Raw genomic sequence first — 15,110 nt, 5'->3', positions numbered from 1 at the left:
TGCTTTCTACTTCATAATAATCAATTCCACAATGTTAAATGTTCTGCTATTGGTCCAAGCGCCAAAGCAGGTAAAAATGTTAATGCTCCAATTATTAAAACAATTGCAATTAGAGTTAATGCAAACATTGTATTATCTGTTCTAAAAGTTCCTATTGTTGTTGGAATTGTTCTTTTGGCGGCTAAAGAGCCAGCTACTGAAAGAAGAATTATAATTGATAAATATCTTCCATAAAACATCACTATACCTGTCGTAGTATTCCAAAACAGAGTATTATCTCCTAACCCTTCAAATCCAGAACCATTATTTGCTGCTGAGGATGTAAATTGATAAACTATTTGAGTTAACCCATGAAATCCTGAATTTGATATTCCTGCAATTCCCTCTGGCGATATTAATGCCAAAGTTGAAAACATCAATATTAGTAATGGGTGAATTATTATAGCTAATGCTATAAGCTTAATTTCTTTACCTTCAATTTTCTTTGATAAAAATTCTGGTGTTCTTCCAACCATAAGTCCACATAAAAAGACAGTAAGAATAGCATACATCATCATATTCATAAAGCCTACGCCCTTACCTCCGAATACAACATTAAGCATCATATTCATAAGAGCAACTGCTCCACCTATAGGTGTTAAGGAATCATGCATATTATTAACTGTTCCTGTTGTGAAGGACGTAGTTACTGTCGTAAATAATGCAGATTGTCCTACTCCAAATCTCACTTCTTTCCCTTCCATATTCCCCATAAGTTGATTTAGTCCCACATGTGCTAATGCTGGATTTCCAGCCTTTTCTGCATAATAACATATTGGAAGTGCTATTATAAATATTCCAGCCATTGCTCCAAATATGGTCCAGCCTTGTTTTTTATTTCTAAGCATTAACCCAAAAGTATAAACTAGTGCTCCTGGAAGTATCATCATAGATAGTATTTCAATTAAATTTGATATAGGTGTTGGATTTTCAAATGGGTGAGCCGAATTTGCCCCGAAGAAACCTCCGCCGTTTGTACCTATATGCTTAATTGATTCAAGAGCTGCTACCGGGCCAATTGCTATATCTTGCATTTTACCTTCTATTGTAGTAACTGTTTTAGTTCCCGATAAAGTTTGTGGTACACCTTGACTTACTAAAAGGATTCCTATTATTATTGATAGTGGCAATAAAACTCTTGTTGTAACTCTTGTCATATCAACAAAAAAGTTTCCCATTCCCTTTCTTCCAATTATTCCTCTCATAAAAGCAATAGCTGCTGAAAAGCCTGTTGCTGCTGATGTAAACATCATAAAAATAATCACTATCATTTGACTAAAATGAGAAAGTCCTGATTCTCCACTATAATCTTGAAGATTTGTATTAGTCATAAAACTTATAATTGTATTAAAAGATAGACTTTGTTCCATTCCATTTATTTTATTTGGATTAAAAAATAAAAAGCCTTGAGCTCTAAGCATTATATATCCTATAAATACCATTGCAGCATTCACTGCTATAATAGAAAAAATATATTCTTTCCAATCCATTTCATCATCTTTACTTATTCCACATATCTTGTAGATAAAGTTATCGATTTTATCAAATAGCTTGTCTCCAACGATTTTATGACCAGCGCTAACATAATATAGATACTTTCCAACTGGTAATACTATTATCATAAAAAGTAGTAAAGTTATTATTATTTGTAACCACTCCATAACTATTCCTCCTAGTTCCACTACTAATAATTTTAAAATTTCTCTGGATTAAATAGTGCATACCCTAAATATCCAAAAAGTAAAATTATAATTACAACTAAACTTAGCATTTATATTCCCCCATTTATTTTCTTTTACTTGTTAGTTTGTTTTTCACACCAATTAGTAAACAGTATGATAGAAAAAAATCCTACAAATAATGATGTCAAAAAAATAAAATCTAGCATCATCATATTTCTCCTTTCGCCATTCATATCTCATATATAAATATTACTAGCTATAATATAAAGATTGGATTAAGACTTTTTTCTTCTGCATAAAGATTGTATAAAGATTTCGTTTATACAATTTTATATTTAATATTTTTCATGTCCATAATTTAATATAAATTATTACTAAATGTACGGCTTATCAGAAATATGTATACTTTTCCTCGGTTTTCAAATAATAAATGAGATAAATAAATTATGATTTTCTATAAAAATTGAAGAGGAGGATTAGCCTAATGCAAAAAGTCACAAAAACAATGGACGGAAATCAAGCCGCAGCATATGCTTCCTATAATTTTACTGAAGTAGCTGCAATATATCCTATAACTCCTTCTACACCTATGGCCGAGGGGGTTGATGAATGGTCTGCTCACGGAAAGAAAAATATGTTTAATCAACCAATTAAGGTTGCTGAAATGCAATCTGAAGCTGGTGCAGCTGGTGCAGTACACGGATCACTCCAAGCTGGTGCACTAACTACTACATATACAGCATCACAAGGCTTGCTGCTTATGATACCAAACATGTATAAGATTGCTGGAGAACTTTTGCCTGCAGTATTTCATGTAACTGCTCGTGCAATTGCAACTCACGCATTATCAATTTTCGGAGATCACCAAGATGTTATGGCAACTAGACAAACTGGATTTGCTATGCTTGCATCAAGCAGTGTTCAAGAGGTAATGGATTTAGCATGTATAGCCCATTTAAGTGCAATTAAAGGAAGAGTTCCATTTACTCATTTCTTTGATGGTTTTAGAACATCGCATGAATACCAAAAAATTGAGGTACCTGATTTTGGAGAAGTAACTAAACTCTTAGATAAAGCTGCTTTAAAAGCTTTCAGAGATAGAGCTTTAAATCCTGAACATCCAGTTGCTAGAGGTACAGCACAAAATCCTGATATCTACTTCCAAGGAAGAGAAGCACAAAATCCTTTCTTTAATGCAGTGCCTGATATTGTAGAAAATTATATGAAAGAATTAAAAAATATCACTGGAAGAGAATATCACCCATTTGATTACTATGGAGATCCTGAAGCTGAAAGAGTTATAGTAGCCATAGGTTCAGTTTGTGACACTATAAGCGAAGTTGTAGACTATTTAAGAGAAAAAGGCGAAAAAGTAGGTATGATAAAGGTTCATTTATACAGACCTTTCTGTGATAAGTACTTCTTTAACGTTTTACCTAAGTCTGTTAAGAAAATAGCTGTATTAGATAGAACAAAAGAACCTGGTGCACCTGCTGAGCCATTATACTTAGATGTTACTAAGCTTTTCTATAATAAAGATAACAAACCAGTGATAGTTGGTGGAAGATATGGGTTGGCATCTAAAGATACAAGACCGTCTCAAATTATTTCTGTTTTTGGCAATTTAAATTCAGATAAGCCAAAAGATAATTTCACTGTTGGTATAGTTGATGATATTACTAACACTTCTCTGCCTGAAGGAGAAATAATTGATACTACACCACAAGGAACTATAAGCTGTAAATTCTGGGGATTAGGATCAGATGGTACAGTTGGAGCGAATAAGAGTGCTGTTAAAATTATAGGTGATAATACGAATTTATATGCTCAAGCATATTTTTCTTATGATAGTAAAAAGTCTGGTGGTACTACAGTGTCCCATTTAAGATTTGGAAAAAGCCCTATAAAATCTCCTTATTTAGTTTATAATGCAGATTATGTTGCTTGTCACAACAAATCCTTTATCTATAATTTTGATGTCTTAAAGGGGCTAAAAAAGAATGGAACTTTTGTACTTAACTGCCCATGGAATAAGGATGAAATTGAAGATAAATTACCTGCAGCATATAAGAGATATATGGCAAAAAATAATATTAAATTCTATACTATAGATGCAATTGCTATTGCTGGCGAAATAGGTCTTGGAAATAGAATTAATATGATAATGCAATCTGCATTCTTTAAACTTGCTAATGTTATTCCTGTTGAAGATGCAGCTAAATATTTAAAAGATTCAATTTCCCACTTGTATGGTAAAAAAGGTGATAAAATAGTAAAAATGAATCATGATGCTGTTGATAGAGGAATAGATTCATTGAACGAAATTAGTATACCTGAATCTTGGGCCAATGCTAAAGATAGTGATAAACCAGTTAAAGACGAACCAGACTTTGTTAAAAATATTCAACGTCCTATGGCAAGACTTGAAGGTGATGAATTACCAACAAGTACATTTAAAGGAATGGAAGATGGTACTTTCCCTCTTGGAACTACAGCCTATGAAAAACGTGGTATAGCTGTTAATGTTCCTGAATGGCAAACAGATAAGTGTATACAATGTGGTCAATGTGCGTTTATATGCCCTCATGCTACAGTACGCCAATTCTTAGTTGATGAAAGCGAAATGAAGAATGCTCCTGAGGACTTCATTACAAAGAAGGCTGCTGGAAAAGGTCTAGAAAACTACGGTTATAGAATACAAATAGCTCCTCTAGACTGCACAGGCTGCGGCAACTGCGCTGATGTATGTCCTGCTCCTGGTAAAGCTCTTATAATGAAACCGGCTGAAGAACAAATATTAGAGCAAGCTGAAAACTGGGAATACGCAATGAAGCTTACACCTAAGGAAGACTTGATTGATAGAAATACCTTAAAAGGCAGCCAATTAGTTAGACCTCTCCTAGAATTCAACGGTGCTTGCCCTGGATGTGGAGAGACTCCATATATAAGACTTCTAACACAACTTTTTGGTGAAAGAATGATAATTGCTAATGCAACTGGATGTTCATCTATATGGGGTGCAAGTGCTCCTTCTATAGCTTATACCACAAATGCTGAAGGAAAAGGTCCAGCTTGGGCAAATTCATTATTTGAAGACAATGCCGAATTTGGATATGGTATTTTCCTAGGTGTTAAACAAATAAGAGAAAAGCTAGCAGATTTAATGAACGAAGGTTTAGAATCATCTGACTTTAATGACGAGATTAAGAATGCTTTCCGCGATTGGCTTGATAACTTCAATGATGGAAACGGATCAAAAACAGCTTCTTCTAAAGTTTTAGAAGTTCTAAAAAATTCTAATAATGAAATTGCAAAAGAGATATTAGAAAGAAAAGATTATTTAGTTAAAAAGTCTCACTGGATACTCGGTGGAGACGGATGGGCTTACGATATAGGCTACGGTGGAGTGGATCAAGTGCTTGCTATGGGTGATGATGTAAACATATTTGTAATGGACACAGAAATCTACTCTAATACTGGAGGGCAGGCTTCAAAATCTACTCAAACTGCTCAAGTTGCTAAATTCGCAGCAGCAGGTAAGAAAACTAGAAAGAAAGATTTAGGACTTATGGCTATGAGCTATGGCTACGTGTATGTTGCTCAAATAGCTATGGGTGCAAACATGAATCATGCCATTAAGGTAATAGCTGAAGCTGAAAAATATCCAGGACCATCAATCATTATAGCTTATGCTCCATGTATAAGCCATGGTATAAAAGTTGGTATGGGTAACAGTATAAAAGAAGAAAAGAAAGCTGTTGAGTCTGGATATTGGCATCTATATAGATATAACCCATTATTAAAAGATGAAGGTAAAAACCCATTCTTACTTGAATCAAAAGAACCTTCTGCTCCATATAAAGACTTCTTACATGGAGAAATACGTTACTCATCATTAATGAACGTATTCCCAGAGGTAGCCGATAAATTATTTGATGAAGCAGAAAAGAATGCAAAAGAAAGATATGAAACTTATAAGCGCTTAGCTGATATGCAATATTAGTAAAAAGCTCCAAATAACATACATGTAAATAGTAACCAAAATAAAAAATCCCCGATTTTCCGGGGATTTTTCTATAAATACCTCAATTTCAAGTTACATTTATAGTTTAAAATATATTCCACACTAGAAATGGCAGGTACTCTTTTGTGCAGCGTTGCATTTAGAATAGAGTCGTAGCAATTTCTTCAGCAAAAGTTGTTCCATTCTCGCTTGTCCTTAGCACGTCTAAGGAGCATGCGTAAATGGAACAACTTTTGCTGTTAGAAATTCACAACTCTATTCTATAGCAACCGAAGCAACAGAGTACCTGTCATTTCGGTTAACTGAATCTTAAACTATAGATCTTACTTTTGATTTGTATCTACATATTCTTTTGCATTTCTAACTTGTACTTCGCTAGGAATGTTCACATTAGATACAGGTTGTGCGTCTTCCATATTAGCCCATGCTGCTGCATCATGCTTTTCTATTGGCATTCCAACGAACTTTTCTTTAAATTTATTTGTCATGTGTAAACCTCCTTTTACTATCCAAAATTATTCTAATAAATTTAGATCAGTAATAGTATTTACTTAAAAATGAAAAGTATGACTAGAGTTAATTTGCAACATGATAATTATTTAATTACATATTGGGTTAAAATCTAAATAAATTTGGAATGGACTCTTCATAAATAATGCAAGTTTTGATACTAGACTTTATTATTATATAAAAAAAATCTTCTTAATTATCCTCATATTTTTTATTTTAATATTTCCATATTTGTTTTCGGAAGTCTTATAAATAGATTTCTCACACTATATTCAATACAGTTTTTCTCCATGCTGACTTCATCTTTTTCTTTTAAATCTAAGTTCATTCTATAACTTCGGCTAATAATATTAAATGTACCAAGTAAATCAAAAAATCCATACCCTATTTCCCTATTAGGATATCTATATGTCGAGTTACTTCTATCAGCGCCCAAAATCAAATATGCTATAACTTTCGCTGAAAACATGGTTTTGTCATTTCCATTAACAACTCCCCATTGCAACAAAAGTGCGCAAGCCCCAGAAATTATCGCAGCAGCCACCGAGCTACCAGATACAGTTGTAGTTCCCCCTCCTACTTTTGTAGTTAATACATCTATCCCTAAAGTCGCTAAATCTGGGTTATTTATATCTACATTAACATTCGGACCTTTCCCAGATGCTGCGATCAACGCATTATCATTTCCGTAATAAGCTATTGTAGCTACTCTCCTGGCTGTAGATGGTATTGTTAACGTACTAAATGGGTCTGCTTGAAGAAATCTTGTATTCTCCGGTAATGTTTTTTGTGGCGGAAGCCAAATGTGATATCTTCCATCAGTTATATAATCTCCTCGTAACTGCAATGTCCATATTCCAGCTTTTATGCTATCAAAATTTATGGCTATTGCTTCATGGCCTGTAAAATATTCCGGAACATAATATTTCACAGTCATTCGAGTCTTAAAAAATACAAAATTAACATTTTGTATTTCATTGGCTTTCGCTTTAATGAATTTAGATGATTCTCCATTAGGCGAAATTACATTTATAGATGCCCTATTAGGTTTTATTACCCAAATTGTAAAGGAAAAATATTTCATTTCCTTTGATATTCTTAATTCTATAGAAACTATATCCCCTGTTTGCTTTATAATTCCCGAAGCATGACCTTCTGAAGCGCCTTCATTTCCAACACCAGCAACTGTAATTAGTCCTCTAAGCCTTCCTAGCGATGCTATATATCTTGAAATTAAATTATTACCATCATGACTACCTTCTGTTGTTCCAACTCCAATATATATAACCATTGGTCTATTAAGACTTACTGAAGCATTTTTTAAATAATCTATCGCTGCTAATACCTCTGAATCATTATATACTGGTGTATATGGAATACCATTTGCTATGAGCTCTTCCCTGAATTCCATGGACTCATAAAGTTTTACAACCACAAACTCACATCCAGAAGCTATCCCTTGAACATCGGCATTATACCCCCTTGCTCCAATGATACCGGCCATTTGAGTTCCATGCCCAACTTCATCTCTTGAAGGTACAATTAAATATGGATCCTGTTTATTTCTATAAGCCTTGACTGCATTAGTAATCTCTTCATTATTAAAGGTTTTTCCTATGTAAACTGAGGTATCATCAGAATCAGGAATAGTTTGATCCCAAAGACTTATTATTCTTGAAGTATCATCTTCCCTTATAAATTCTTCATTTAAATAATCTATTCCAGTGTCAACCATGCCTATAAGGACACCTCTACCATTTAAGTCCAAGTAAGGATTAATTTTAATTGCATTTATATTATCTACACTTGACGGAGATATATCTTGTAATACGTACTTACTTCTAGGATCTATGTAAAGAATCGATGGTACATCCTTAGCCAATCTAACTAAATCTTCTGGTGAAGCAGATACAACCGCGATAGTATCAGTAATTACATCTCCACACGCATAAGATACTTTGTCTATTTGACCTCTAAAATCTCCTCTATATTGAACTAAATAATTAGGCATTCCTCCATAATATAAACTACACTTCTTAAAACTAGGCAAAGCAGACTCCTTAGTATTACTTATATTTAATAGTATTTAGATAAAGTACAAATTATTCATTATGAAAATATAAATATAATTAAATGGCCTTATCATATTTATAAAAATGCGACCCATACTAATATTTATAAATATTAGTATGGGTCATAAATTTATTAAAAGTATAGATAAGACAATCATAGACTATACTTAGACTATGAAATATCTTCCAATCAGAAATGAGTAATATACTTTTGTGGAATGTTTCATTGGTAATTTTGATGGATGTGATTCTTTGGCTATAAGTTGTTCCAAATGTCCTAGTTCAAAGCTTGTTCTTTGAGGCTAGCACTTTGGATGCAACTTTATAGACTTAGAATCACCCATCAGAATTGCCCAGAAACTGTAACAAAAGTATGTTATTCATTTCGGTGAGTTATACGCATAAGTATAGATTATAATTAGTTTATTTATATATATTAATCAACTAGATTATCACTATTTCTAAATAAAAACTTTACATTAAGCATTTTATGAATTCTACTTAATCCAAGCACCATTAGATCCTAATCTATACCCACCAATAGTGGTATTGTATGCCATAGCTCCATTACTATATAAGTAATAATACTTTCCGGACACATCCTTAATCCATCCTGTTTGCATTCTTCCTTCCGAATCCATATAGTACCAATTACCATTAACTAATTGCCAGCCTGCTTTTTTTGCTCCGTCGCCACCTAAATAATACCATGCACATCCATAGTTTAACCACCCTGTGGCCATGTTTCCATCTGATTGTAAGTAATAATTACGTATCCAATTATTTTTTACTGAATTACCCATAGAATCGTTGTATTGCCATCTTCCATTTACCTGTACCCATTGATTTGCCTTAATATTCTTAGTTGGCAATGGTGTATCACTGCTATTAGAGTTATTTCCACTTCCACCTCTATAAATATTCAATGTGTATGTTCTCTTATCATCATCATTTTTAACAGTTATCTTTATATCATTCTTTCCTTTATTTAAAGATACTGTTTTTCTAAATTTATCGCTTTCATCTACAATACTTCCATCTATTCTTACTTCATAATCATCATACTCATCACTATCACAATCTGGTTTTGCGGTTATTTTAATTTCATCAACAGATCCAGAAACATTTACACTGTAATCAGAGGTATTTTTGGAAAAACTCAAATCTCCTTCACTAAGTGAGATGCTCTTCAAATACACATCTTTATTATCATCTTCATCATCACTAGAAGAACTTGCTGTACACTTCACCCTAATAGTGTATTGACTAGAATATGAATCATCACTGTATTTGACCGTTCCTGGATTATCGTTATATGTTCTTATTGTAAGAACTGTTGTTGATCCTTTGGATAGTTCAATAGTACTGCCTGTTTTTACACCTTTAGTGGAACTTGTTCTTCCTTTAAAAATTCTAACATTACTTGAGTCAGCGCCATTTACACTTATTTTTATTTTACTAGATGAAGTCTTAGCGTAATAAGTTTCATTATTTTTCAACTCATTGTCATCAACTTCATTTTTACTTTTATAATTATCATCACTATAAGTCTTTATTGTGCTTCCGCCTGATGTCTTTAATTTAATGCTTGATAAATCACCTGTTGACGCATAAGCTGTTGTAGTTAAAGTTAAGCTTGTTGCTGGTACAATTGCACTAAAGGCAGTTGCCGCAATTGTTAATGCAACTATTCTTTTAATATTTCTATTCATATTATATCCCCCTAAATTATTGTATTAGCACCAAACAATGCTGTTCACTATATAATACAATATCAAGTACCATTTACAGTACCTTTTAATTGGTAAAATAGATTTTTTTTCTTCATATTACATATTTTCTTATTTCAATGTGCAATTTTAAACAAATGTATTGTTTTTTAACATTTATATTTCTTTAGGAATTCTTATAAATAATGCTTTTACACTGTATTCAATATACTTATTCCCTATTTTCCAATCTGCCCTTGACTTATTTTCTAGGCCTAGATCCATTCTATAGCTTCTGCTTATTATATTAAAAGTACCTAGTAAATCAAAAAATCCATATCCAATTTCTCTAGTAGGGTATCTATAAGCCAAATTGCTCCTATCTGCACCAAGCACTAAATAAGCTATGATTTTTGCTGCAAACATAGTTCTATCATTTCCATTAACAATCCCCCATTGCAATAAAAGCGCACAAGCTCCTGCTATTATAGCAGCTGCTACTGAACTGCCAGAAACAGTAGTAGTCTTGCCTCCTATATTCGTTGCTAATATATCTGCCCCCAAAGTAGCTATATCCGGGTTTTCTACATATGTATTAACATTAGGGCCCTTTCCAGATGCTGCAACCAAAGCATTGTCATTTCCATAATAAGCTGTTGTGACTACACTTCGCGCCGTAGATGGTATTGTCAATGTAGTAAAAGGATCTGCTTGAAGAAATCTCGTATTTTCTGGCAATGTTTTTTGTGGTGGTAACCATATATGATATCTACCATCTGTTATATAATCTCCCCTTAGCTGAAAGGTCCATATTCCTGCTTTTATGCCATCAAAACTAATTGCTATGGCTTCATGACCAGTGAAATGCTCAGGAACATAATATTTTACAGTCATTTGAGTCTTAAAAAATACAAAATTAACATTTTGTATTTCATTTGCCTTTGCTTTAATAAATTTTGATGATTCTCCATTAGGTGAAATAACATTTATAGATGCCCTATTAGGTTTTATCAACCAGATTGTGAAAGAAAAATATTTCATCTCTCTAGGTACTCTCAACTCAATAGAAGCCACATCCCCAGTTTGTTTTATGACTCCAGAAGTATGACCTTCTGACGCTCCTTCATTTCCGACACCAGTAACTGTAACAATACCTCTAAGTTTTCCAATAGAAGTTAAATACCTTGAAAGAAGATTATTGCCATCATGACTGCCTTCGGTTGTACCTACACCCAAATATATAACCATAGGTCTATTCAGTCTTACTGCAACACTTTGCAAATAATATATTGCTGCTAAAACTTCTGAATCATTATACACTGGTGTATAAGGAATACCATTTGCTTGAAGCTCGTTTCTAAAATTTATAGATTCAAAAAGCTTAACAATCACAAATTCGCATCCTGATGCAACGCCTTGAACATCGGCATTATAACCTCTTGCGCCAATAATACCACCATCTGTGTTCCATGTCCCACTTCATCCTTTGATGGGACAATTAGATATGGATCTTGATTATTTCTATAAGCTTTGATTGCATTAGTAATTTCTTCATTGCTAAATGTTCTTCCAATATAAACTGATGTGTCGGTAGAATCTGGTACTGTCTGATCCCAGAGACTTACTATTCTTGAAGTATCATCCTCTCTTATAAATTCTTCATTTAAATATTCTATTCCGCTATCAACCATACCTATAAGCACGCCTCTTCCATTTAAGTCTAAGTATGGATTAATTTTGATTGCATTGATATTATCTACACTTGATGGCGAGACCTCTTGTAGTACGTATTTGCTTCTAGGATTTATATAAAGAATTGATGGAACATCCTTCATTAAACGGTTTAAATCTTCTGGTGCTATAGAGATTACTGCAATTGTATCAGTAATTTTGTCGCCACAGGCATATGATATGTTATCAATTTGTCCCTGAAAATCTCCTCTATATTGCACTAAATAATTAGGAAATCCAGCATAATATAAATTACATTTTTTAAAACTAGGCACATTAAACTCCTTAGTATTGCTATATCTAATAATATTTCCGTAAAATATAATTTATTCATTTAGTACACATTAATAAAACACAAGCGAATGCATGCGAACCTATACTATTTAAATTTATTTCATTTTCACAAATAAAGTAAAAGGGAGAATTTATAATATATAATTGATTAATTAATATTTATATTTGCATAATAATGCACATTGACTTATACATATATTGACTCAAATATTTAAAAATGATATGTTTATATATAAGATATTAATAATTACAAAATGATATATGTAACGCTTAATCACTTTGAACGGGAGAACCATTTTTTGGGGTGAATCTTATTACACGATAATAAGTAGGGTTAATTTTCTTCAATCCGAATCCGTCAGCTAATCTCGTAAGCGTAGAAGAGAAGTTTTGGTATACTTTGATATTTTTTATGTATGCCTATAAATATTATTGCTTTATAAGCTATAGAGACTTCTCTATAGCTTATTATTTTTTTTATAATTATAAACTTAAACTTAGGACAAACTTTTGAGGCTGGAAAAATATCTTATAGTTAAGAAACTTTTTCCTAACTTCAAGTAATACATTATGATAAAAGGAGAAAGCAATTTAATGAGAGCAAGTAGATGTGAATTAAATAATACTTTTTACGCAAAAATAGATCGGACTAAAATATTAGTAGATTTACCTAACAAGCGAATAAAAATAATTGACTTTAATGCCATATCAATGCAAAACTTGAAAAGAATAATTCACTTTGCATCAAAACAACATTTAAGTAAAATTATTTGTAATTGTGATACTAAATCATTTGAAACTTTTATTAATGCGGGATTCAATTCCGAAGGCAAGATCAATGGATATTTTAAAGGTAACGATGCTTTTTGTATGTCATACTTTATTAATAGCGATAGAAAAGTTTGCAGCAATTTTGCAAGAAAAGAACTATTAATAAAAGAATGTCAGAATGTTAGGAACACATATGCGCATCAAAAAAATAATTTAGGATACCTTATTCGAAACGCAAATAAAAATGATATAAAAGAAATGATAGATTTGTTTTCCACCGTTTTTTTAACTTATCAATCACCTATTTATGATGAAGAATATTTAAAACAAACAATGAATGATAAAGTTCTATACAAAGTTGCCGTATATAATGGAAAAATAATCAGCATAGCTTCAGCGGATATGAATAAAGAAAATTTGAATGCTGAAATAACTGACTGTGCTACTCATCCATCTTATAGAGGCATAGGAATATTATCAAACATTATTTATTCTTTAGAATCAGACTTAAAAACTAAGGGTTTTCTCTGTTTATATAGTTTATCTAGATCAATAAATCCTAGCATTAACTTTGTTCTAAGTAAGCATAATTATAATTTTGCTGGCAGACTAGTAAACAATTGTAATATATGCGGTACCTTTGAAGACATGAACCTTTGGGTAAAAAACATAAATAGTACAAGCTTTTAAATTAGTTTTATTATAGTAAAAAATATTATTTATTTGCATGAAGCAAATAAACAATATTTTTTAATCCCCTCTTTTATCATGCTATTTTGCATATTCATTCAAAATATTATAAGCATATTCTATGATTTCATCACAAGTTATACCTTTTTTCTTAAGCTCAATACACTCAAGAGTACCATACTTCTCTTTAACTTTATTTATAATTTCTCTAGTTAATACTCTTGAATTATTTTTTTCTTCACTGCTATTCCTTCCTTTTAATGCACCTATCGCCATTAAAGTTCCAGTGATTGCTCCGCATGTACTTCCAATAGTCATGCCTCCTCCAAAAGGACTTGCTATTGCAATTGGAATTTCAGATCCTGTATCCTCATTAAATGCTTTAAGTATAGATTCTGCACAATTATATCCTTCTTTATGAAATTCAATAACTTTCTTCATGTTATATCCCCTCAATCTAGCAAAATAATTTACTATTTATAAAATAATAATTATACTACTTAGTATTATGTACTTTATTTTCTTTTGTTTCCTATATAAGAGCCCATTCCTCCTGCAACATTTATAACCTTGAAACCCTGATTTCTTAGATTGTTGCACGTTCTTGCACTTCTTCCCCCTGATTGGCACATTATATAGTATTCTTTGCTTTTATTTAAGTATTTCTCTGGTTCATCTAAAAGCTCTCCCATAGGAATATTTTGGGCACTTTTTATACTTCCACCTTTATACTCATATTCTTCTCTTATATCAATCAATTCAACTTTTCCTATTAGATCATCAATTTCATTTACATTAATAACTCTTCCATCATCTTTTTTTAAAAATTCAAACACTATAACTTCCTCCTAAAATACTTTCCTAATTTCTCATCTCTAATTGTCTTTTAATATTTTATTTAAATCCTTAAGTATGATTATTTTGCCTCTTTCTAAATTTATATACCCAAGCTTTTCTAAATTCTTTAGCTTTCTACTTATAACTTCACGAACTGAATCAATTTCAAAAGCCAATTCACTATGAGTCGCATAAATTATTTTGCTTTTCTTGCTTATTAGCAATTTTATAAGCCTTGTTTCAAGGGATTCATGAATAATTTCTTCTTTATTCCCTATGATAGTATTAAACTTATTATACAAATCTTTATATATATATAATAAGAAGCCATTATCACTAATAAAATATTTTTTAACCACTTCAAAAGGAATTATGCATACCTTAGAATCTTGAATTGCCTTACCTGTTATATTTAATGATTCCAAATCTGATAAGCAGCTTAAGGCTTCATGACAAAATTCACCTTGGCTTATATTATACAGGTTAGTTTCTTCACCATTCTTATTAATTTTTTGTATTTTTATTACACCTTTTATAACAAATAATATCCCTTTACACGCTTTCTCTGTAGCTTCTACATATTCATCAGCATATAAAGTTTTAAAATTAGCTTGTTCGTTTATTACTTCATTATTCTTTTTATTAATCTCATATAACACCGGATATACCTTATATAGAGATTTTATATATTCCAACCTATTCCCACTTGATATTTCAATTCTATTATTCACTTCATCCCTCCTTTATTGTA

The 15,110-nt window shown here is 31.8% G+C and carries 10 protein-coding genes, 1 pseudogene and 1 riboswitch; of the genes and pseudogenes, 2 read left to right on the top strand and 9 right to left on the bottom strand.

Annotated elements, in window-relative coordinates:
• Positions 1–20: 20 nt before the first annotated feature.
• Both kdpA and kdpF read right to left on the bottom strand, forming a co-directional pair.
• The gene (gene kdpA / locus AXY43_RS22350) at positions 21–1,700 is read right to left on the bottom strand and encodes a potassium-transporting ATPase subunit KdpA (protein WP_039773324.1); all 1,680 of its coding nucleotides are present in this window, start codon (positions 1,698–1,700) and stop codon (positions 21–23) included.
• A 32-nt stretch (positions 1,701–1,732) separates the two neighbouring features.
• Positions 1,733–1,810, bottom strand: coding sequence for a K(+)-transporting ATPase subunit F (gene kdpF / locus AXY43_RS28765; RefSeq protein ID WP_077310054.1), 78 nt, complete (start codon positions 1,808–1,810; stop codon positions 1,733–1,735).
• Positions 1,811–2,205: 395 nt separating this feature from the next.
• Here kdpF and nifJ point away from each other — a divergent pair, with 395 nt between their 5' ends.
• On the top strand, positions 2,206–5,724 hold the full coding sequence (nifJ, locus tag AXY43_RS22340; protein ID WP_105412179.1) for a pyruvate:ferredoxin (flavodoxin) oxidoreductase: 3,519 nt from the start codon (positions 2,206–2,208) through the stop codon (positions 5,722–5,724).
• A 344-nt stretch (positions 5,725–6,068) separates the two neighbouring features.
• Here the strand turns inward: nifJ and AXY43_RS22335 are convergent, their stop codons facing one another.
• The 4 genes and pseudogenes from AXY43_RS22335 to AXY43_RS22320 form a co-directional block, all read right to left on the bottom strand.
• Positions 6,069–6,233, bottom strand: a complete 165-nt coding sequence (locus tag AXY43_RS22335) for a CDIF630_02480 family spore surface protein (RefSeq protein ID WP_011968789.1) — start codon at positions 6,231–6,233, stop codon at positions 6,069–6,071.
• Between the two features lie 233 nt (positions 6,234–6,466).
• The gene (locus AXY43_RS22330; protein WP_105412178.1) at positions 6,467–8,305 is read right to left on the bottom strand and encodes a S8 family peptidase; all 1,839 of its coding nucleotides are present in this window, start codon (positions 8,303–8,305) and stop codon (positions 6,467–6,469) included.
• A 519-nt stretch (positions 8,306–8,824) separates the two neighbouring features.
• Positions 8,825–10,039, bottom strand: coding sequence for an N-acetylmuramoyl-L-alanine amidase family protein (locus tag AXY43_RS22325; protein ID WP_105412177.1), 1,215 nt, complete (start codon positions 10,037–10,039; stop codon positions 8,825–8,827).
• A gap of 174 nt (positions 10,040–10,213) precedes the next feature.
• Positions 10,214–12,042, bottom strand: a pseudogene (locus AXY43_RS22320) (S8 family peptidase).
• Between the two features lie 276 nt (positions 12,043–12,318).
• A riboswitch (cyclic di-AMP (ydaO/yuaA leader) is annotated at positions 12,319–12,453 on the top strand.
• A 202-nt stretch (positions 12,454–12,655) separates the two neighbouring features.
• Between AXY43_RS22320 and ablB the strand changes: the two are divergent.
• On the top strand, positions 12,656–13,522 hold the full coding sequence (gene ablB / locus AXY43_RS22315) for a putative beta-lysine N-acetyltransferase (protein ID WP_023976251.1): 867 nt from the start codon (positions 12,656–12,658) through the stop codon (positions 13,520–13,522).
• 81 nt (positions 13,523–13,603) lie between these two features.
• Here the strand turns inward: ablB and AXY43_RS22310 are convergent, their stop codons facing one another.
• From AXY43_RS22310 to AXY43_RS22300, 3 genes are all read right to left on the bottom strand, one after another.
• Positions 13,604–13,963 (bottom strand): C-GCAxxG-C-C family protein, encoded by a 360-nt coding sequence (locus tag AXY43_RS22310; protein ID WP_023976252.1) that lies wholly within the window; start codon positions 13,961–13,963, stop codon positions 13,604–13,606.
• A 74-nt stretch (positions 13,964–14,037) separates the two neighbouring features.
• Positions 14,038–14,358: a rhodanese-like domain-containing protein gene (locus tag AXY43_RS22305; RefSeq protein ID WP_011968783.1), complete on the bottom strand. Its 321-nt coding sequence runs from the start codon at positions 14,356–14,358 to the stop codon at positions 14,038–14,040.
• Between the two features lie 39 nt (positions 14,359–14,397).
• Positions 14,398–15,090 (bottom strand): Crp/Fnr family transcriptional regulator, encoded by a 693-nt coding sequence (locus AXY43_RS22300; protein ID WP_105412176.1) that lies wholly within the window; start codon positions 15,088–15,090, stop codon positions 14,398–14,400.
• Between the last annotated feature and the right edge of the window lie 20 nt (positions 15,091–15,110).

It is taken from the genome of Clostridium sp. MF28 (assembly GCF_002969175.1).
Taxonomy (GTDB): domain Bacteria; phylum Bacillota; class Clostridia; order Clostridiales; family Clostridiaceae; genus Clostridium; species Clostridium beijerinckii.
This window is presented reverse-complemented; position numbering and strand designations above follow the sequence as displayed.